The 18,670-nt window shown below is 60.5% G+C and carries 21 protein-coding genes; 13 read left to right on the forward strand and 8 right to left on the reverse strand.

Annotated features, from left to right (window positions below):
• Positions 1-32: 32 nt before the first annotated feature.
• The 11 genes from BUB23_RS04720 (at position 33) to BUB23_RS27310 (ending at position 10,300) form a co-directional block, all read left to right on the forward strand.
• On the forward strand, positions 33-1,913 hold the full coding sequence (locus tag BUB23_RS04720; RefSeq protein ID WP_073101943.1) for a branched-chain amino acid ABC transporter ATP-binding protein/permease: 1,881 nt from the start codon (positions 33-35) through the stop codon (positions 1,911-1,913).
• A 16-nt stretch (positions 1,914-1,929) separates the two neighbouring features.
• A complete protein-coding gene (locus tag BUB23_RS04725) occupies positions 1,930-2,607 on the forward strand; it encodes an ABC transporter ATP-binding protein (RefSeq protein WP_073101944.1) in 678 nt (225 codons plus the stop codon).
• 20 nt (positions 2,608-2,627) lie between these two features.
• Positions 2,628-3,893 (forward strand): ABC transporter substrate-binding protein, encoded by a 1,266-nt coding sequence (locus tag BUB23_RS04730; protein ID WP_084135745.1) that lies wholly within the window; start codon positions 2,628-2,630, stop codon positions 3,891-3,893.
• 14 nt (positions 3,894-3,907) lie between these two features.
• Complete coding sequence (locus BUB23_RS04735; protein ID WP_073102177.1) at positions 3,908-5,464, forward strand: AMP-binding protein; 1,557 nt, start codon at positions 3,908-3,910, stop codon at positions 5,462-5,464.
• A 2-nt stretch (positions 5,465-5,466) separates the two neighbouring features.
• The gene (locus tag BUB23_RS04740) at positions 5,467-6,264 is read left to right on the forward strand and encodes an enoyl-CoA hydratase/isomerase family protein (protein WP_073101946.1); all 798 of its coding nucleotides are present in this window, start codon (positions 5,467-5,469) and stop codon (positions 6,262-6,264) included.
• A 15-nt stretch (positions 6,265-6,279) separates the two neighbouring features.
• Positions 6,280-7,182, forward strand: a complete 903-nt coding sequence (locus BUB23_RS04745; RefSeq protein WP_084135750.1) for an SMP-30/gluconolactonase/LRE family protein — start codon at positions 6,280-6,282, stop codon at positions 7,180-7,182.
• 51 nt (positions 7,183-7,233) lie between these two features.
• Positions 7,234-8,220, forward strand: a complete 987-nt coding sequence (locus BUB23_RS04750; protein ID WP_178372266.1) for an AraC family transcriptional regulator — start codon at positions 7,234-7,236, stop codon at positions 8,218-8,220.
• A gap of 67 nt (positions 8,221-8,287) precedes the next feature.
• Positions 8,288-9,046, forward strand: a complete 759-nt coding sequence (locus BUB23_RS04755) for an N-acyl homoserine lactonase family protein (protein ID WP_073101949.1) — start codon at positions 8,288-8,290, stop codon at positions 9,044-9,046.
• Positions 9,047-9,177: 131 nt separating this feature from the next.
• Positions 9,178-9,360 carry a hypothetical protein gene (locus BUB23_RS04760; RefSeq protein ID WP_073101950.1) on the forward strand — a complete coding sequence of 61 codons (183 nt, stop codon included), beginning with the start codon at positions 9,178-9,180 and terminating at the stop codon, positions 9,358-9,360.
• Between the two features lie 52 nt (positions 9,361-9,412).
• A complete protein-coding gene (locus BUB23_RS04765) occupies positions 9,413-9,895 on the forward strand; it encodes a nucleotidyltransferase domain-containing protein (protein ID WP_245801159.1) in 483 nt (160 codons plus the stop codon).
• Between the two features lie 135 nt (positions 9,896-10,030).
• A complete protein-coding gene (locus BUB23_RS27310; protein ID WP_245801160.1) occupies positions 10,031-10,300 on the forward strand; it encodes a hypothetical protein in 270 nt (89 codons plus the stop codon).
• Positions 10,301-10,322: 22 nt separating this feature from the next.
• Here BUB23_RS27310 and BUB23_RS04775 read toward each other — a convergent pair whose 3' ends face one another.
• The 4 genes from BUB23_RS04775 to BUB23_RS04790 all read right to left on the reverse strand — a co-directional run bounded on the left by BUB23_RS04775 (position 10,323) and on the right by BUB23_RS04790 (position 13,405).
• Positions 10,323-10,658: a DUF3325 domain-containing protein gene (locus tag BUB23_RS04775; RefSeq protein WP_245801161.1), complete on the reverse strand. Its 336-nt coding sequence runs from the start codon at positions 10,656-10,658 to the stop codon at positions 10,323-10,325.
• Positions 10,655-12,271, reverse strand: coding sequence for a PepSY-associated TM helix domain-containing protein (locus BUB23_RS04780; protein ID WP_084135801.1), 1,617 nt, complete (start codon positions 12,269-12,271; stop codon positions 10,655-10,657). The genes BUB23_RS04775 and BUB23_RS04780 overlap by 4 nt, the downstream gene beginning before the upstream one ends.
• 53 nt (positions 12,272-12,324) lie before the next feature.
• Entirely contained in the window at positions 12,325-12,600 is a 276-nt protein-coding gene (locus BUB23_RS04785) for a DUF3649 domain-containing protein (RefSeq protein WP_073102179.1), read from the reverse strand.
• A 133-nt stretch (positions 12,601-12,733) separates the two neighbouring features.
• Complete coding sequence (locus BUB23_RS04790; RefSeq protein WP_218598869.1) at positions 12,734-13,405, reverse strand: 5'-methylthioadenosine/S-adenosylhomocysteine nucleosidase; 672 nt, start codon at positions 13,403-13,405, stop codon at positions 12,734-12,736.
• Between the two features lie 184 nt (positions 13,406-13,589).
• On the opposite strand from BUB23_RS04790, the gene BUB23_RS04795 reads away from it, so the two are divergent.
• Positions 13,590-14,036 (forward strand): hypothetical protein, encoded by a 447-nt coding sequence (locus BUB23_RS04795; RefSeq protein ID WP_073101953.1) that lies wholly within the window; start codon positions 13,590-13,592, stop codon positions 14,034-14,036.
• Positions 14,037-14,201: 165 nt separating this feature from the next.
• Here the strand turns inward: BUB23_RS04795 and BUB23_RS04800 are convergent, their stop codons facing one another.
• From BUB23_RS04800 to BUB23_RS04810, 4 genes are all read right to left on the reverse strand, one after another.
• Complete coding sequence (locus BUB23_RS04800; RefSeq protein ID WP_073101954.1) at positions 14,202-14,654, reverse strand: Hsp20/alpha crystallin family protein; 453 nt, start codon at positions 14,652-14,654, stop codon at positions 14,202-14,204.
• 177 nt (positions 14,655-14,831) lie between these two features.
• On the reverse strand, positions 14,832-14,990 hold the full coding sequence (locus BUB23_RS26970) for a hypothetical protein (protein ID WP_178372267.1): 159 nt from the start codon (positions 14,988-14,990) through the stop codon (positions 14,832-14,834).
• Positions 14,991-15,053: 63 nt separating this feature from the next.
• On the reverse strand, positions 15,054-16,388 hold the full coding sequence (locus BUB23_RS04805; RefSeq protein ID WP_073101955.1) for an NTP/NDP exchange transporter: 1,335 nt from the start codon (positions 16,386-16,388) through the stop codon (positions 15,054-15,056).
• Positions 16,385-17,305: an aldo/keto reductase gene (locus BUB23_RS04810; protein ID WP_073101956.1), complete on the reverse strand. Its 921-nt coding sequence runs from the start codon at positions 17,303-17,305 to the stop codon at positions 16,385-16,387. Before BUB23_RS04810 ends, BUB23_RS04805 begins: the two co-directional genes overlap by 4 nt.
• Positions 17,306-17,601: 296 nt before the next feature.
• Here BUB23_RS04810 and BUB23_RS04815 point away from each other — a divergent pair, with 296 nt between their 5' ends.
• Entirely contained in the window at positions 17,602-18,633 is a 1,032-nt protein-coding gene (locus BUB23_RS04815) for a uroporphyrinogen decarboxylase family protein (protein ID WP_073101957.1), read from the forward strand.
• The last annotated feature ends 37 nt before the right edge of the window (positions 18,634-18,670 follow it).

Genomic DNA, 18,670 nt, shown 5'->3' on the forward strand with positions numbered 1-18,670 from the left:
TCACCATCAAATCAACAAAAAAGGAAATCGCTATGACGATCCAGCAAGTAGATGAGATCGCGGACGAAGGCAGGAATTGGCAAGCCAGGTGCGCGCGGCGGCAATTGCGCGTAGCAGGCTGCGTGGTGGCAATATTCCTGGCGCTCGCGGCCATCCCTTTGGTTTCAGGCGGCTCATTCGATCTTGGCCGCTACGAAGTCGCTATCGCATATATTGTTGTGGCGATCGGCATGAATATCGCTTTTGGCTATTGCGGTGAACTCATTCTGGGCTATCCGACCATCATGGCGGTGTCCGCTTACACCGCGGGAATGCTGAGCGCCCATAAAGGCTGGGGCGTCGCCGCGACATTCCCCTGTGCGATCTTGGCGGGAACCGCCGCAGGCCTCTTGATCATGGGCTCAGGCCTGCGGGTGCGCGGTTGGTATCTGGCCTTGATCACCTTGTTTTCGGTCGTTGTCATGCCTCAGCTGATAGTCCTTGGCGAGACGTGGACCGGCGGAGAATATGGCTTGACCGGGATACTGCCTATTCAGTTCGGTGGCGAGCCCTTGTCCGATGGCGCCATGTTCGAACTAAGCCTGGCGATCTTGGCCTTGGTTCTTCTGGCAGTATGGAATTTTCTGAGATCAGGCTGGGGCACGCGGCTGCGCGCCTTGCGTGATGCTCCGTCGGGAGCGCGCGCGGTAGGCCTCAATCCCCTGAAACTGCGCTTGACCGTATATATCATGTCCAGCATTCCCGCTGCTGTGGCCGGATTCTATTTGGCTTATGCCGAGCAGTTCATCAGTCCTGATGCCTTCGGCATGAGCCTTACCCTGCTCTTGTTGACTGGTGTGGTCCTGGGTGGCGCAGGAACATTATTCGGTCCGATCGTCGGCATGGTGCCCTTGCTTGCCCTCAGTTTCTGGGTGGGGCCCTTCAGTCCGTTCAATGCCATTACGCTCGGGCTGGGCCTGTTGATAGGCACGTTGGTTTTCCCCGATGGGCTCATTCCGTCCATCGGACGTCTCTTCAAGCGCGGCAGCATAAAAAAAGATACTGCCGCGGGATCAGCGGCAGACATGCATGTGCCCCAAGACAGCCACCGCTCGGGCCAGGTCACGCAACTGGAATCTGCCTATGCAACAGAACAGAAGATGGTCGTCCGCATCGAGGATATCAGTGTTCGATTCGGCGCTCACCAGGTTCTAAGCGGCGTAACCCTCACCCTCAAGCAAGGTGCCTTGACCGGGCTCGTGGGGCCTAATGGTTCGGGGAAGTCGACGCTGCTAAATGCAATATCGGGCTTTATCCAGCCGCAACAGGGGCGGATTTTCATCGGCGACAAGGATCTGTCGGGAAAGGCCGTGCACGAGCTAGCGCTTTCAGGTATCGGCCGAACCTTTCAGATACCGCAGTTAATCGAAGACGCGACCGCGCTCGAGAACATTTCCTTGGGCCTGCTGGGCCAGCGCCCGGGCAGGATATTGGCATCTATTTTCAGGTTGCCACGGCTCGTACAGCAGGGAAATGATGACTTGCACCGCTCTCTCGCCATGCTTGCCGAAGTCGGGCTTCCGGCTTCGGCCATTTCCACCCCCGTTGCCGAACTGCCTCTGGGCTTGAAGCGCATTGTCGAAATCGGACGTGCCGTCGTAGCGGAGCCAACGCTGTTGCTTCTGGATGAACCTGCTGCCGGCCTGAACGATGAAGAACGGCTGCAACTCGGGCACTTACTGAATAATTTGAAAAAACGAGGCATAACCATACTGGTTGTCGAACATAACGTGCCATTCGTGATGCAGTTTTGCGACGACTTGGCTTTGTTGGAGGCTGGCCAGATTTCTTGCCACGCGGCGACTTCAGCAGCATTGCCGGCGACGCTGCTCGATTATTTAAACCACGCGCCTGAACAATCGAAATGCGCATGAACTGTCTAGGTGTCCCATGACGTTATCTGTAAAAAATGTGTGTGCATGGCACGGCCAACTGCAAGTGCTCTGGGGTGTGGATCTGGATGTCGCCGACGGCGAAGTGGTGGGTATTCTTGGCCGTAATGGCGCGGGCAAGACCACCTTGCTGCGCACGTTGGCCCGCTTGCATGAAAAGTCAACGGGTGCGCTCCAGATGGGTGGCCACGACATCAGCAAGCTCAAGGCCCATGCCGTCGCCCTGCAAGGCCTGTCGCTAGTTCGCGATGGCGGCCGGCTCCCGGCGTCCCTGACCGTGGCGCAAATGATAGAACTAGGCCAGCGGCTTGCCAGGATCAAAGGCCAAACGCCACGCGCTCTGTCTGAAATCTGGCAATGGTTTCCCATATTGGAACCTCTGCGTAACACCAAAGCGGGTCTGCTTAGCGGCGGACAGCGGCAAGCTCTCGCATTGGCGGCCGCTTTTGCTTCACGTCCGCGGCTTCTACTGCTCGACGAACCGTCAGCCGGACTGTCGCCGCCGGTCGCAAGCGAATTATTCATCACTATCCGCAACCTCGCTGCGGACGGTTTGACGGTCATTGTGGTTGAACAACAGGCAGGATGGCTGACTGGCCTGGTCAAGCGAGGATATCTTCTTGACTCGGGAAAAGTGGTCGCAACGGGATCCCTACAAAATCTTGTAAACAAATAACTAGATCGAGGAGAAAAATAATGTTCATGCATCATGCAGTTGGCCGACGCAGTCGCCTTCATTCACAGTCCTTCAGGACACTCCGTGCCGGTTTCGTGGTGCTTGCGGTGTTTTTCGGGCCTGCCGTTCCGGCTGCATCCGCCCAGACGGCGCCCAGCGGCGAGCCATTCCGTATCGGCGCCATTCTTTCAAAGACCGGCGCTTTTTCTCAATACGGACAATTTATCGAACAGGGGTTGAACGTGGCGGTGAAACGCATCAACGCCAATGGAGGCATTCTTTCGCGCCCGGTCAAATTGATTATCCGCGACGATGCCAGCAATCCCGGCCGCGCACTTCTTGCCGCCAAGTCGTTAGTGGCCGATGAAAAAGTGGATGTCATTTATCCTGAAGTGATCAGCGGGCTGGCTCTGGCGGTTCTTCCCTACACGACTCAGAAAAAAATCCTTACGATAAGCAGCGGGGCAAGCCCCCTGATAGGAGATCCAAAAAAGTTTCCCTATAGTTTTCAACTAGCCGACGTGGCGAGCAAACGGACTGAAGCCGTTGCCGCCGCGCTCAAGAAAGTAGGCGCCAAGAAAGTCGGCATTCTCGTGAGCACCAATCCTCCCCAAGTTGCCCTGGGCGACACGCTCGCCGCCGACCTTCCAAAGAAATATGGAATCGATGTGGCCGGCTACAAGCAATTCAGCGTCGAAGCAAAAGATCTGGCGCCGCAACTCCAGAGCTTGCGCGACGCCGGCGCCGACACCATTGCGTTTGACAGCGGGGCGCGCGAAGGCGTGCGGGTTGTCATGACCGGAATGCAGACGCTGGGCTGGAAGGCCAAGGTGGTCAGCGAGCCGGCCGTTCTCTATGGTGACCTCACGGAGCAGGTTCCTGCAAGCGTTCATGACCAGTTCCTGGCGGTGAATTACCGGGTCGGGACATGGACCGGCACGCCCCGCCCGGAATTAAGCGCATTTATCAAAGACCTGAAACTGGAAGGCCCGGTCAACAATCTTCCATACAGTGCGCTGGCCAATGATGCGGTATACATGGCCAAATGGGCGTTCGAAACCGCCATGAAAGAAAAAGGCAATACGAAAGCCGAGACGCTGAAAGAAATCCTTGAGACACGCAGCGCAGTGCCGGCAGGCTATAGCGTCGTTTTCAGTGATCCGAAGTATAGCGCCACGGACCATACGACCACGAATGCCGACTACACTGAAATGTGGGGCTTGATTCGGGTCAGCAAACCACGCGACGGCGCATATGAAGGCGAAGATTTTTCGCTGTCTAAATGAGCGAGGGCATACAAATGCGTGCACAATCGGAAATTGAGCGCCTTATCCGCCAGCGGGTTGCCGAAGACCCGTCGGCAATCTGGTTGAAATTCAAGGATTCTCAATATTCTTGGGAAGAAGTGCTTTCTTTTGCCCAGCGCGCCGCCAATGGCCTGCTAAGCCTGGGTATACAGCCGCGGGACAGGGTTGCATTGATGGCTGGCAATTCGCCCGAATTCCTCTGGATGTATTTTGGGGCGATTCTTATCGGCGCCGATGTGGTGCCGCTCAACCGCTGGCAGCGGGGGCCTGCGCTGGAGCATATGTTGAAGGATTCAGGTGTCGTGGCGATTGCATGCGATCCCGATGTTCTGCCCTTCATCCTGGATGCGCGCCCACAAGCCCCCGGTCTCCGTTACCTAATCACTATCAATGCCGGCCAGAGCATCGATAAAAGCGTCGACTTTTCCGATCTTCTCGGCGCGCCAGATGCCGAACCGAAAGTGGCCGTCGATCGCCCGGTGGCTGCGGTAGGGCTGCTCTACACCTCCGGAACGACAGGCCAGCCCAAAGGAATCGCGGCCGCCAAGTACGAGCCTCTACTCACTCCTTTATTGACGGCCATGGGAGTCAAGGCCGGAGAAACGATGTATGCCTGTCTACCCTTGTTTCATGCCAATGCGCTTTTGATCTCCGCGATCGGATCAATCCGCCTCAATGCCAAACTTGCCCTGGCGGAGCGTTTCAGCGCGTCCCAATTCTGGGATGATTGCCGCAAGTTCGATGCCGTTCAGGTCAATACGCTGGGCGCGATGACCTCCATACTGATGAAGCAAGTTCCCAGGCCCGACGACCGGGACAATCCGGTGCGCACCATATTATCGGTGGGTACCCCCGCCGCCATGTGGCGCGGCTTCGAAACCCGATTCGCCGTGAAAATCCTCGAATGGTATGGAATGTCCGACGCCGCGGGAATCTTATTGAATACCCAAGGCCGGGTGGGCTCTGTCGGTAAACCCGTCGGAGGCGCGGAGTTCAAGGTGGTAGACGAAAACGGCCAATCCCTTCCCGCCGGCCAATGCGGCGAATTATTGTTTCGCCATCCCGCGGGGCAGGCAACCTCCTACCATAACTTGCCCGATGCAACGCGAAAAGCGTATGAGGGCGGCTGGTTTCATTCAGGCGATCTGGGCGAACAGGATGACGAAGGCTTTTTCTACTTTCGCGGACGGGCGAAGCTAGCGATTCGCCGCAGGGGCGAGAATATTTCCGCATGGGAAGTAGAGGCAGTCCTGGACGCCTGTCCAGAGGTGCTTGAGTCCGCGGTTATCGGCGTCCCGTCCGAAGTCGGTGAAGAAGAAGTCATGGCCGTGGTCGTCCTGCAGCCAGGAAAATGCATTTCCCCTGAAGACCTGATCAAATTCTGCGAAGGCAAGCTGGCGTATTACGCCGTGCCCAGATTTGTGGAGTTCGCTGCGTCACTGCCAAAAACCGGAACCCAAAAAATTCAGCATAGTGTGCTCAAGGAGCGCGGCCGGACCGAGGCAACCTGGGACCGTGAGCAGGCCGGTGTCGTCGTGACCAGGAGCTGACAGTGGCCAATACAGCGAATTCGATACCGTCAAGAGTATCAGATGACGTACGGTTCGAGTACTCCAATGACGATACCGTCCTGCACGTCATTCTCGACCGTCCTTCCAAACGCAACGCAATTTCCCCTGACATGGCCCGAATCATCAAGGCGACATTGGAAAGCCGCCTCGATGACAGAGTGCATGTCGTGCTGATACGATCGGCTGCCAGGAATGTATTCTGCGCGGGCTTCGACATCGCTTGCATGGGCGGCGCGGCTGGCGATCCCGCCGCCGCCCTCTACGATCTTTATGTCTATCTAGAACGACTGCGCCAAGTGACCGTGGCGTTCGGCGATGGATTGCTGATTGGCGGCGGGGTGGAGCTTTTTCTATGCTGCGACTTAAGGCTGGCATCGCCGCATGCCACATTCAGGATGCCTCCCGCCAAGCTTTCGCTCGTCTATGAACAGGAAGGTATCGCTCGCTTCATTCGTCGCATCGGACTGACTGCAACGATGGAAATGTTCATTACCGGACGCACCATCACCGCTACGGAAGCGCTGCATTGCGGACTGGCAACACGTATCCTTGCCGAAGATGCCGTCCAGGCTTACTGCACAGATATCTTGCAGGGCGCTCCGCTGGCACAGCAAGCCATGAAAGAAATCATTATCTCGACCTCCCATATACAAAGCCAGGAAGGCGAGCAACAAAGACATTTTGAAGATCTCAAGCGGAAGGTTGCTCAAAGTCTGGATCACAAAGAGGCGCTTGCCGCATTCCGGGAAAAACGGCCGCCGCGATTCAGGGGCCAGTAGAAAGAAGGTTTAAAGATGAATATGATAGCGACACCGCCAGAAATGATTTCGCAGGGCCATGGACTGCTTGAAGCTCCGGTCTTCGATCAGGACCACGGGCTGCTCTATACGGACGCGGAAATCGGCGGCGTATGGCAGTTTGACGCCTTGCGCACGCCAAAGCTGCTTGTTCCCCACCGCCGAGGCATCGGCGGCATGGCTATTCATGCATCGGGCGGCGTAATCGTCAGCGGCAGGAATGTCGCATACAAACGCTTTATCGACGAAGCGCCCGACGAGCCCACCATCGTGTTGCTGGAGAACGATCCTGCCAACGGGCACCAAGGGTACAACGATCTCGTGACGGATCATTGCGGTCGGCTGTATGTTGGATCCCTGGCATTCGTGCCGATGCTGGGGCAATTGGAATCCACGGAGGCCGGCAGCCTGTATCTCATCGATCTGAACGGAGAGATCAAAGAAGTCGCGCAAGGCATACGCCTCTCTAACGGTCTCGGATTCTCGCCCGATGGCACGCAACTTTATCACTCCGACTCAATCGCACATTCTGTTTATGTCTATGACGTCGCTCCAGACGGCGCCCTGGCCGGCCGGCGCAACTTCGTCACACCGGCCGAGGGCATGCCGGACGGTCTGGCAGTCGCACAAGACGGCAGTGTCTGGGTCGCGTTGGTGCACGCCGGACTTGTGGTCGCGTATGACGCCCGCGGCAAGGAAATTTGCCGAATCAGGCTTTCGACCCCCATGGTGACGAGCGTATGTTTCGGCGATGCCGATTACAAGTCTTTATATATTGTCTCGGGCGCCCAGGGCGCGCCCGAAGCGCTCGGCGGCTGCATTTACCGCATACGTACCAACGTACCGGGCTTGGCCCGGCCTCTCGCGCGTGTCGCGCTGCAGTCAGTCCCACATAAGTGATGCTCCCTACATATTATGGCCACAATCGGATCACATTATTTCAGGAATTGTTTGCGCGGCGCGCAGTCCAAGGGCGTCGATGTACAAAGGCTGCTGGACTTGGCCGACGTTCCCGCCAGCGTGCTGGATCCATTCGGACGCGGCAGCGCACAACAGATGGCGAGCCTCGTGCGATGCATCTGGAAGGAACTCGATGACGAATTCATGGGATTCACACAAACACGAATCAAACGCGGCGTATTTGAAATGATGGCGCGCCTCGTGCTCCATTGCACCTGCATCGAGGAAATGCTAAGACTGGGCGTAAGGTTCTACAACCTGATTACAGATGACATTATCATGGGCGTGGAACACGTGTCTAATGAAGTCATCTTCAGGGTGGACATGACGCGCAAAGATCTCGATCCAGCACACTACTTTCTCGAATTCTGGCTTGTTATCTGGCATCGGTTCCTGGGCTGGGCTTCAGGTTCGCCGGTTCCGTTGAACTGGGCGGCATTTGCCTATGAAAGTCCCACGGATTACCTGGAAGAATTCAAATACCTCTTTCCGTGCCGCCATGTTTTCAACGTCAAACACACTTGCATTTCCTTCCCGATAGAAAGTTTACGCCTGCCAATTATCCGCAATGTATATGAATTAGAAGAGCTTCTTGCTTTTGCTCCGCTGAATTTCATGACAATGCCGAATCAGGACCAGAGCTACACGCGGAAAATCCGTGCCTTTCTTGTCTCGCAATACGGCGAAGAAATGCAATTTCCCGCTTTCGGACTCGTGGCGGACCATCTTCACATGACTGAACAAACTTTGCGGCGCCGGCTCAGAGATGAATCGTCATCATATCGAGGAATCAAGGAAAATATCCGGCGCGATTCTGCCTTGCGCAAACTGTTGCGCGGAAACGCATCCATTGGCGATATCGCCATGTCCCTCGGGTATTCCGAGACGCGAGCATTTACGCGTGCGTTTCGGCAATGGACCGGAACCAGTCCGGTGCGCTATCGCCACCAGATTTTGCGGGCTTCGGAAAGCTCCTGACCATGCGCGATGCCGCCGGGCCGTAGAGCTTTCTTAATACAATGTTTATCCAAGGAATAATGTACCAATGAAGATTCATGCACTATCCGGTGGCACGTTGCGGATGAAGAAAAGCGTATATTTTCCCGGCGTGGCGCCAGATGCCATGATAGAACTTCCCGTGTCATGCTTCCTGATCCAGCATCCGCAAGGAAATGTTCTGTTTGATACCGGATGCCATCCGGAACTCGCGTCGGCTCCCTTTAAACGAATTGGCGGCATGGCCAAGACGATGGAGGTCACGTCTCCACCCGGCGTAAACGTTATAGAAGGCTTGCGCAGCCTGGGGATACGGCCCGAGGACATTGACTTGGTCGTCAATTCGCATTTCCATACCGACCACTGTGGTTGCAATATTTTTTTTACCTCGGCGACAATCGTGTGCCACCGCTGTGAGCTTGCCGCAGCACGCAGCCAGAATGCGGAGCGGCAAGGCTATTTCCCGGTAGACTGGGATAGCGATGCACAATTCCAGGAGATAGACAGCGAATATGATGTCTTTGGAGATGGCCGTATCGTCCTGGTTCCTTTGCCTGGCCATACCCCGGGAAGCCTCGGCGCATTGGTAACTCTGGACCAAAGCGGAGCGATTCTAATGGCATCCGATGCGGCTAGCCTACGAAGCAATCTTGATAATCGAACCGTACCGCGGAATACATGGGATGGCGATGGATTCTTGAAATCACTCGATGAAATACAGCGCATCCAGCGTAGCGGCGCGACTATCTTTTTCGGACACGATGCACAACAGTGGGCCGTGTTAGAACGGCAACGTACATTTACGTAATATTGCGCAATTCGGAGACAGCTCGCTGAAACCGCTCGGTTGATCGCGGCATGAGCTGTTTTTGACGCAGCCCGGCCTGGCCGAGGCATTTGCGGCTATGCTGTAGCCTTGTCGAATTAATGGAGAAGCGAATGATCAACTATGCAAGCAAGGCAGTTGCCGCAGTGGCAATGGGAATGCTGGTTCTGGCCCTGGCCGGATGCCAGAAAGAAGGCCCGGCCGAAAAAGCCGGCAAGGAAGTAGACAAGACCATGAGCAGCGCCGGGGATCAGATTCAGGCGGCGGGGAACAAGATTCAGAATGCAGTGAAATAAGACTGCATGCGCTTAACAATTGCATGGCCGGGAGATTGCCCGACGTACGGGCTTGTCTCCTGGCACGGTTACCCGTGAGTTGGCCAGGCTCGCCGATGTCGGATTGTTACTACGTGAAAAGCGCGGCAATCAGCAACTCTATCGCGCCGATACGGCCTGTCCCATCTTCACCGAGTTGGCCAGCATATTGCGCAAGACATCCGGCATTGCCGATGTATTGGCGGCTGCGCTTGCACCGCTGGCCTCGCAACTGCGCATTGGCTTTATTTTTGGCTCTGTCGCGCAAGGCCGCGAAAGCACGGGCAGTGATATCGACCTGATGCTCATAGGCGACATGAACTTCAACGACGCCGTCCACCTGACTTGGCCCTTGCAAACCCAACTAGGCCGAGAGATCAACCCGAAAGTATTCAGCGCCAGTGAATTCAAGGCGCGCGCCACTGAACCCTTTTTGCGTGACGTCCTAAACAAACCCAAGATATTCCTTACAGGGGATGAGCATGAGCTTGCAGAACTTGCTGGGTATCAGCCTTGAAGTCATAGCGCCCAACCTGACGCAGGCAAGCCAGCTATTGGCCGCCGCGGACCGCAATATCGCCGAGCCCAATTGGCAGGACTGAGCGCGGAAAACCGCTACGATGCCGCCTACAAAGCCATCATGCAGTTATCCATGTTAGCGTTACATGCCAATGGCTATCGCACGCTGACCAGCAAGCCAGGGCGCCATCAAACCGCAATCCAGACGCTGGCACAAACGGTGCAGTGGCCCGCCGAGAAGATATGGCCGCTCGATGCCTTGCGCAAACAACGCAACCTGGCAGACTATTCAGGCGACGTTGTGCCGGACTCGGCTGTCAATGCCTGCCTGGAGAACGCCATTGCATTACGCGCGCATGTGCATGCCTGGCTGCAGGTCAACAAGCCGGCGCTTTTACCCTAGCGCTTGCCACTTCAGCTTGCCTCTAGTCCCGCATCCGGTACGGGCCATGACGCCGCGGCGCTTTTCGCCGCCCCTGCCACACCAGCATGCCATAGACTATGCCCGCCGCCAGGCTGGCATGGCCGCTGAACGCGACCAGACCCAGGCTCCAGCCTCGCAGCGCCACGGCAAGGACGAGCGCCAGCGCCAGGGCGGCCCAGCCGGCGGCGCGGTTCCAGCCGCCGGCTGCGGCGCCAAGCCGCCGGCCGAACACCGCCTCCTGGTGCCGTTCCATGGCCAGGGCCAGCAGCGCGAAGGCCACGATAGACAGCCCCAATACCGCCGCGTGAGACCACAGATCGGCCGGGGCGGGCATCATGCCGCGTCTCCGGCGCCGGCCCCACCCTGGGCATGCGCGCGCGGCCGCGGCGGGGATTCCCGCCTGCCGGCGGGACGGCGCCGCGCCGCATGCGGCTCATGGCGCGCCGCATGCGGCTCATGGCGCGCCGTCCGTATGGCCAGCCAGGCATGCAATGCGGCAAAGCCGATCAAGGCCAGGTCGAAACCGGCGAACACCCGGTCGCCGGCCAGTATGCTGGCGGGCAGATGGCGATCGGTCGTGATCGCGTTCAGGACTGGCGTCAGCGCCAGTAAGATGGCGGCGAGCGACAGCACCTCCACCCATGCTTTGCGGGCGGGCCGCGCGCAGGCATAAAACAGCATGGCCGCCCAGACGATGAAAAAGAGATTGATCTCCCAGGCCGAGCGATCGGGAAGCTGGACCGGCAGCAGCCGATTGCCCCATAAAAGGGCGGTCATGGCGACCGACAGCCCGCCAATCGAGGCGATATTCAGCCGTTCGACCAGCCGGAACCCGAAATGCGGCCGGGACGGATCAGCCAGCTTCTGGCGGCGCTTGACTGTCCACAATACCAGCCCGGTTCCCACCATGGCCGTGCCCGCGAGGCTGAGCAGGAAATACAGCACCCGGGTGAAGTCATCGGCATAGCGGCCCAGGTGCAGCGCATAGAGGACGCCCCGGGTTTCGGCGGCCGCCCCCACATGGTCCTTGACCTGCAGCAGCTTGCCGCTGGCTCCTTCGAACATCATGTATTGAGGGCTGGTGGAAACGCGGCCGGCTTCTCCGCGCATGACAATCACGCGGGCGGCGGCATCCCCCGCGTGATTGACCGCGAGCCCGCCCACGTTGCCCGCCCCCCAGCGCGCCTGGGCCTGGCGCACCATGTCCGCCACCGGAGCCAGCGGGGCCCGCGTGCCGCTGGCCTTCCCGACCGGCACGAATGCCGTCGTCTCCGCGGCCAGGGCGGCGCGCGGGCTGGCCGAGGGAAACGCGGCTTGCAGGCCCCACGGCATATACATCAGCATCAATGTGACCAGGCCGCTGTAGGTGATCATCAAGTGGAATGGCAGGCCCAGCACGGACAGCGCGTTGTGCGCATCCAGCCAGGATCGCTGGCCCTTGCCCCAGCGGAATGTGAAGAAATCGACGAAGATCTTCTTGTGCGTGATGATGCCGCTGATAATGGCGACCAGCATGAACATGGCGCAGAGGCCGGCGATCCACCGGCCCGCCAGGACCGAGACGTAGTGGAACTGGAAATGGAAACGATAGAAGAAATCCCCTCCCGCCGTATCGCGCAGGGTCAGCTTCCCGCCCGTCTGCGGATCGAGGTTGGCGCTTGCGAAGGCGCGCCCGCCTTTTCCAGTGTTCCGCCAGAAAACGCTGGAGACGTTTTTCCGGTCGTCGGGAAGGTCTATGCCCCACTGCGGGCTGTCGGGCGCCAGCCGGGTCATTGCGTCGACGATGCGCTGGCTGACGACGGCGGCGTCGGGCGCCTGCGTCTGCCGAGCCAGTTCCGGGCGCATCCACTGCGAAATTTCGTCGCGGAAATAGCTTACCGTTCCAGTCAGAAACATGGCGTACAGCAGCCAGCCCGCAAGCAGGCCGGCCCAGATATGCAGCCTGGACATGCTTTGCCGCAGACCGGCGGGAGGCGCCTTTCGCGCCGCCGCGGCGCTGGCGCTTACCACGCAAGCCCCGATACCGGCCACGCCGCCAGCGCCAGGGGCAGCGCCGCGATCGCCATGCCGGCCCACGCCCGCGCAGCGCTTCTCGCCGCAAAGACCCAGACGACAGCCAGCGCATAGACCAGGAAACTGAGCAGCATGCCGGTCAATACCGCCTGGGATCTGTCGATCGGCAGGGCGAGCGCCGCCACGCTGCTCAAGGCTGCCAAGGCATAGCCGCCCAATACCGCGGCGACAAGCCGGGAGGCCAGAGGCCCCCAGCGGCGCCCCATTGCGATCACCGCCGATATGCGCGCGCGGCCGCTTTCTAAGCGCCGTCGACTTGCGGTTGGGAAGTATGAGAAAGGCATGGCGCAGGAAGGGACCCAGTCCGAAACCATGCATTATTGCAAACAATTCTCATTACTACAACTTTAGCGTTCCATCCTGGATGGCCCGCGCCAAGGCCTCGACGGCGATGGCCAGCTGTTCGTCGACGAGATGCAGGTAATCGGTCCAGTCGGTGATTTTCGTGAGCGCGGCGGCGCCGTCGGAGATGCCTCTGAGCCCGATGAGCGGCACGCCGAAGCGCCCGCAGGCGCGCATTATGGCGTAAGTCTCCATATCGACCATGTCGGCATCGATGCCGCGGTAGGCCTCGCCCGAAATGACCGCGCCGCCGGTCGACAGCGAGGCCTCTTCGATCCCGGGGATCCTGTATGGCAGCGGCATGACCGCGGGCTGATCCAGGAACGGCGTGACTCCCTTCGGGACGCCCAGGACAGTCGCATCCATATCCCGGTACGACACTTGCGCGACCTGGTATACCCGCCCATGCTCGAGCGTGCACGAGCCCGCCGAACCCAGGCAGACAACCAGGTCGGGCAGCTCAGCCGCGTGGGCGAGGCCCGCCAGCGCCGATGACATGCCTATGGAGGCCTCCACCGGCCCGACGCCAGTCAGCAGGGGAATAAACAGTTTTTCCAGGCAGCGCCCGTATTCGGCGCTTGCGGCCATCGCGAAAATGACGCGCTTGCCGGCCAGCAGGGTCGACTGGGCATTTTTCGAAGCGGGAAGCGTCACTGTCTTGGTAGTCACTGGCATTCGTAAGGCAAGGAGGCGGATGCCGCGGATTATAGACGCGCCTCGGCTTATTCCGCGTCGTACGGATGCCGCCAGCGCCTATCGGGATTTGCGATCGGCCATAAAAGGGCGGCCCCTTCGCGGCACAGCATTTGCTGGACTCGGACTGGCTCATTTCGGCAGCCGACAGGAGAATGCCATGAAAAAACTGCTCGCCATCGCCCTCTGTTCCTTGCCTGTCGCCCTGGCGCCGGCGGCATATGCCCAGGGCAGCAAAGGTCCTTCCGGTTCCGGCGCGGCCAATGCCGGCGCACAGTCCGGCTCCACCAGCCCGAGCGGCCTGGCGGGCAGCGCCGGCGCAAACGGCGCGGCCGGTGAGCGCGGACGCGCCGGCGGCAGCGGGGCTCGAACCGATACCGGCGGAACCGGCGGCGCGAGGGGCGGCAACGCCGACAGGAACCAGGCGCCCGCCCGGCCGGATGGCGCAGCCAGGAGGCCGGGAGCCACGCCTGGCGACGACAGCGCCGGCGCCGGCAACAACCGCTCCGCGAGCGGCGACAGCACGGGCAGTCCGGCCACCGGCGCGTCTGGCGGCTCGTCCGCCCCGGGAGCCGCGCCCGCAAGGTCCGGCGCCGGCGTGAAATAAGCGGCGGATGGCGTCCGGGAGGAAGATCAGGCTGCCAGATCATCTCGCCGGCGAGATCGCCGTGTCGATGGCGGATCGAATGATGGAGCGCGGGCCGGGCGCGGACCTCGATGCCGCGACCGCGGAAAAGGACAGGCGCCCCGGCGCCGCCGGGGCGCTGGGCGGTCAAGTGATTTGCAGCACCTTGGCGCCGCCGCCGTCCGCTTTCTTGGGCAGCGTCAGCTCCAGTATGCCGTCCTGGTAGCGGGCGGCCGCCCTGGCATCGTCGATGTCGTGCGCCAGGGTGAATCGACGCGTCTGCACGCCGTAGTAGCGCTCGCTGCGCAATACGGTTTCGCCTTGTTTTTCCTGGTTTTCCTGCCTGGTCTCGATGCGTATCGTAACGGCGTTTCCGTCGACGGTCACCTTGACGTCTTCCTTCTTTGCGCCGGGCGCTTCAGCCTTGACGACATAAGCCTGATCGCTTTCGCTGACGTCCAGATTGATGCGCGGCACCGCCGCCTGCCCGGCCGAGGCGCCTCCCAGGGGGAAGTTTTTGAACATGTCTTCGAAATCGCGGAACGCGTCGAAACGGGCCAAGTCGCCGAAAGGATTGAACCTAGTCAGATTATTTGCCATTTTTCAACCTCGCTATATGAATATTTCCATATTTACCGGGAGCGCCGGCGGGATCGGACCGGAACGCCGCCGCGCCCCCCGGGGCGGAAATGCTTACCCGCCCGTTGTACAAAATAGGGGCCGGCACAAAAAAAACAAGCCCCAAAACAAGCCCTGCGGCGTCGACGCCGCAGGGGCTCAATGCATGCTGATAGCCGCCGAATATGCGGCCCGCAGCACGGGCGGAAGGTTCTGCGGCTCGTCGGTATCGGGCTCCACCGGCAGGTCCGAAGGCTCCGAATCCGGCGGCACCGGTTCCGGATTGCGAGGTTCGGGGACTTGTTGAAAAGCGATCATTGGCGCGCTCCGTAAGAGTGAAAAAAATGACTGGCGCAAGCTTCAAACTTTAAACCTCAAGCTTCATTCAATGCCATCCGCCTGCCGCCGCTTCGCCATGGATTCCTGGCGGCGGCCCAGCCACAGGCCATTGGCGAGCCAGGCCAGGGACAGCGGCAAGGCGACCAGGGCCACACCCGCGGCCGACAGGCCGAGCGCGCCGAGCAGCGCATACGACCAGCTGCCGGCCTGGTCGCCCAGCCTGTAGATGACGGTATCGATGACATTCTTGGCCTTGTATTTATCCTCGCGCGGCAGCACGGTGAACAGCAACTCCCGGGTGGGCCGGGCCAGGCCGAAATTGCCGACCCGGCGCAGCACCTGGAACGCCACCAGCACGGCTATGGTCGGGAAGGCCGCGAATACGCCAAAGCCCACGAGGGTCAAGGCCGGCAGGAAGGCGGCGGCGACGGCCACGCCCAGCCAGCGCAGGATGCGCCCGGTCAGGAACAACTGGACTCCGAGGGTCAGTATATTGACGATCAGGTCCACCGTGGCGAAGAAGGCGGTCCGGGAGGCATTGTCCGGGAAGGCATCGCGCGCGATGGCCGCCTGCTCGAAATACAGGAAGGTCGAAGTGATGGTGTACAACAGGATATACAAGCCGATGTTCAGCAGATAGGGCGAGCGCAAGGTGTGGGTGATGCCCGCGAATATGCTGCCGCCGACGACCGCCTCCAGGCCGCCGTCCGCGGCGGCCGGATCGGCCGGATCCGCCGCGCGCGCCGGCGCCAGGGCCAGCACGCGCCATACGCAGGCAATCGCGATCACCAGCAAGGCGCCGGCCAGAACCAGGAGCATGGCGGTGGCCAGGTGGCGGGCCAGGAAGGCCGTTACGCCCGAACCGGCGATGGCCCCGACCGTCGCCGCCGCGGCCAGTGTGCCGAACAGGCGCTTGGCCTGGGCGGGGCTGAAAACGTCCGTCATCAGCGCCCAGAATACCGAGACGACGAAAAGATTGAACACCGACAGCCAGATGAAGAAGGCCCGCCCTATCCAGACCTGCCAGCCCGCCCCGGCCAGCGCGAACAACACGCCGAACACCGCGATATTGCCGATGAAGAACAAATAGACCAGCGGAATGAAGCGGCGGCTGGGCAGCCTGCGCACCAGCGCGGCGTACAGCGGATTGGCCGCCAGCATGGCCAGCAGCGTGCCGGTGAACAGCCAGGGCAGGTTGTCCACGCCGCCGGCCACGCCCATCGTGTCGCGCAGCGGCCGCAAGGCGTAGTAGGCCGACATCAGGCAGAAAATGTACAGGCCCGCCCACCCCAGCAGCTTTGCCTCGCCGGGGCGCAGATCTATCGCGCCGGCCAGTTTCCGCCAGCCCGCGGCTGAAGAAGGGGGTGTCGTTGTCACAGCGTGTCGATGAACGCTTCCATGCGCCGGCGCGCCGCTGCATCGGGCAGCCGGCCTGTCGCCGCGCCGGTATTGTCCGCCGCATAGCCGGGAGTGGCCGTGCCGGGGATCGCCACGGTGACCGCCTCATGGGAAATAATGTATTTGAGGAAGAACTGGGCCCAGCTGCGGGCGTCGAAGTCCGCCGCCCAGGCCGGCAGCTCGCGGCCCTGTACGGCCCGAAAGACGCTGCTGCGGCCGAAGGGCAGGTTGACCATGACCGCCGCCCCGTGCTCCTGCGCCGCAGGCAGCACGCTGGACGCGGCGGCGCGGTTGTCCAGCGCATAGTCCACCTGGACGAAGTCCGGCTTCTCGCGCCGGATCAAGGCGGCGAGTTCGTCGTGCTGCGCGGAAAACGACGTGGTCAGGCCCACATAGCGTATGCGGCCGCCATCCTTGAGTTCGCGCAGGGTGGCCAGTTGCCGGTCCACATCCTGGAGGTTGTGGACCGCGATGAGATCGATGCGGCGGCTGCGCAGCTTGCGGAAAGACTGTTCGATCTGGGCCAGCCCGGCCTCGCGGCCCGTGCTGCTCACCTTGGTGGCCAGGAATAGCGAATCGCGCAGGGCCAGCGATTCCAGCAGGCCGCCAAGCACCTCTTCGGCGTTGCCGTATGACGGCGCGGTATCGATCACCTTGCCGCCGGCAGCCGCGAAAACGCGCAAGGTCTCGCGCAGCTGGGCCAGCGCGTCTTGCGCGGCCCCCTGGTAGCGGCGCGCCGTGCCCACGCCCACCGGAGGCAGGCGTTCCCCCGAGGAGGGGATGGTTTTGAATATAGGTTCGCCGGCGGCGGCGCGAGCCTGGCGCAAGCCCCCCGCTATCGCCAATGCGGCGCTGGAACCGGCTGCCGCCAGCCATTCTCGACGGGTAAGACGCATATGCAGCTCCTGTCATGATGATGCCTGCCTCTGGCCAGATTGTCTGCGATCATGCGGGGATGCGCAATGGCCGGGTATGCGAAAGCTCAATTCCGGCCGGAAAATAGCCTCGCGCGCTCATGGCCGCTGAAACATGGCCAGACAAGAAAGCTTCATGTATTAAATGAATAAACCTCAACTTAGCGTGAAAAAATACCAACAAAATCAGGCATAAAACCATATGGGCTGATTTACCGCCTAAAAACGACATGAAGCAGGTATCATCTTACGACTCTCGATTCACCTGGATACGCATCATGCCCGTACTTCTACCCACGACCCTGGTCGGCTCCTACACCCAACCCGACTGGCTGATCGACCGCGCCAAGCTGGGCGGGCGTTTTCCTCCACGCGTCCGGGCCCGGGAACTCTGGCGCGTGGCGCCCGAATGGCTGGAGCAGGCGCAGGACGACGCGACGCTGCTTGCCATCCACGACCAGGAACAGGCCGGGGTGGACATACTGAGCGATGGCGAAGCGCGCCGCGAAAGCTATTCCAATCGTTTCGCCACGGCCCTGGAGGGCGTAGACATCGACAACCCCGGCGTGGCGCTCGATCGCAGCGGCCATCCCAATCCGGTGCCGCGCATCGTCGGCAAGATCCGGCGCATGCATTCGGTGCAGGTGCGCGATATCGAGTTTCTTCGCGCCCACACCGACCGCCAGATCAAGATCACGGTGCCAGGCCCCTTCACCATGGCGCAACAGGCGCAGAACGATTTCTACAAATCGGAAGAAGAGATGGCCTACGACTATGCCGCTGCCGTCAACGAAGAGATCAAGGATCTGTTCGCCACGGGCGCCGATGTCGTCCAGATCGACGAGCCCTATCTGCAGGCCCGCTCCGAAAAAGCGCGCGAATACGGCGTGCGCACGCTGAACCGCGCCCTGGAAGGCGTTACCGGCACCACGGCGGTGCATATCTGCTTTGGCTACGCCGCCATCATCCATGAGCGCCCCGCCGGGTATTCCTTCCTGGCGGAACTGGAAGACTGCCTGGCCGACCAGATATCGGTGGAAACCGCGCAGTCGAACCTGGACTGCGCCATTCTGGAAAAACTTCCGTCCAAGACCATCATGCTGGGCGTCCTGGACTTGTCCACGCAGGATATCGAAAGCCCTGAACTCGTGGCTCAGCGCATCCGCCGCGCCCTGCCCCACGTGGCGGCCGAACGCCTGGTGATCGCGCCCGATTGCGGCCTGAAATACCTGCCGCGCGATGTCGCCTACGGCAAGATGAAGGCCATGGTCGACGGCGCGCGCATCGTTCGCGCCGAACTGTCCCGCTAGCCATTTTCCGCAACCGCCGAACCACTCAACTTTCGCC

This window comes from Pollutimonas bauzanensis (assembly GCF_900129885.1).
Lineage (GTDB): Bacteria > Pseudomonadota > Gammaproteobacteria > Burkholderiales > Burkholderiaceae_B > Pollutimonas > Pollutimonas bauzanensis.

What these genes read in the sequence shown, in the direction of transcription:
- BUB23_RS04720 (WP_073101943.1), top strand. Translation starts at nt 33, where the DNA reads ATGACGATCCAGCAAGTAGATGAGATCGCGGACGAAGGCAGGAATTGG.
- BUB23_RS04815 (WP_073101957.1), top strand. Translation starts at nt 17,602, where the DNA reads ATGCCCGTACTTCTACCCACGACCCTGGTCGGCTCCTACACCCAACCC.
- BUB23_RS04730 (WP_084135745.1), top strand. Translation starts at nt 2,628, where the DNA reads ATGTTCATGCATCATGCAGTTGGCCGACGCAGTCGCCTTCATTCACAG.
- BUB23_RS04755 (WP_073101949.1), top strand. Translation starts at nt 8,288, where the DNA reads ATGAAGATTCATGCACTATCCGGTGGCACGTTGCGGATGAAGAAAAGC.
- BUB23_RS04775 (WP_245801161.1), bottom strand. Translation starts at nt 10,658, where the DNA reads ATGATGCCCGCCCCGGCCGATCTGTGGTCTCACGCGGCGGTATTGGGG.
- BUB23_RS04810 (WP_073101956.1), bottom strand. Translation starts at nt 17,305, where the DNA reads ATGCGTCTTACCCGTCGAGAATGGCTGGCGGCAGCCGGTTCCAGCGCC.
- BUB23_RS04785 (WP_073102179.1), bottom strand. Translation starts at nt 12,600, where the DNA reads ATGGGGCGCCGCTGGGGGCCTCTGGCCTCCCGGCTTGTCGCCGCGGTA.
- BUB23_RS04735 (WP_073102177.1), top strand. Translation starts at nt 3,908, where the DNA reads ATGCGTGCACAATCGGAAATTGAGCGCCTTATCCGCCAGCGGGTTGCC.
- BUB23_RS27310 (WP_245801160.1), top strand. Translation starts at nt 10,031, where the DNA reads ATGTTAGCGTTACATGCCAATGGCTATCGCACGCTGACCAGCAAGCCA.
- BUB23_RS04760 (WP_073101950.1), top strand. Translation starts at nt 9,178, where the DNA reads ATGATCAACTATGCAAGCAAGGCAGTTGCCGCAGTGGCAATGGGAATG.
- BUB23_RS26970 (WP_178372267.1), bottom strand. Translation starts at nt 14,990, where the DNA reads ATGATCGCTTTTCAACAAGTCCCCGAACCTCGCAATCCGGAACCGGTG.
- BUB23_RS04725 (WP_073101944.1), top strand. Translation starts at nt 1,930, where the DNA reads ATGACGTTATCTGTAAAAAATGTGTGTGCATGGCACGGCCAACTGCAA.
- BUB23_RS04795 (WP_073101953.1), top strand. Translation starts at nt 13,590, where the DNA reads ATGAAAAAACTGCTCGCCATCGCCCTCTGTTCCTTGCCTGTCGCCCTG.
- BUB23_RS04780 (WP_084135801.1), bottom strand. Translation starts at nt 12,271, where the DNA reads ATGTCCAGGCTGCATATCTGGGCCGGCCTGCTTGCGGGCTGGCTGCTG.
- BUB23_RS04800 (WP_073101954.1), bottom strand. Translation starts at nt 14,654, where the DNA reads ATGGCAAATAATCTGACTAGGTTCAATCCTTTCGGCGACTTGGCCCGT.
- BUB23_RS04745 (WP_084135750.1), top strand. Translation starts at nt 6,280, where the DNA reads ATGAATATGATAGCGACACCGCCAGAAATGATTTCGCAGGGCCATGGA.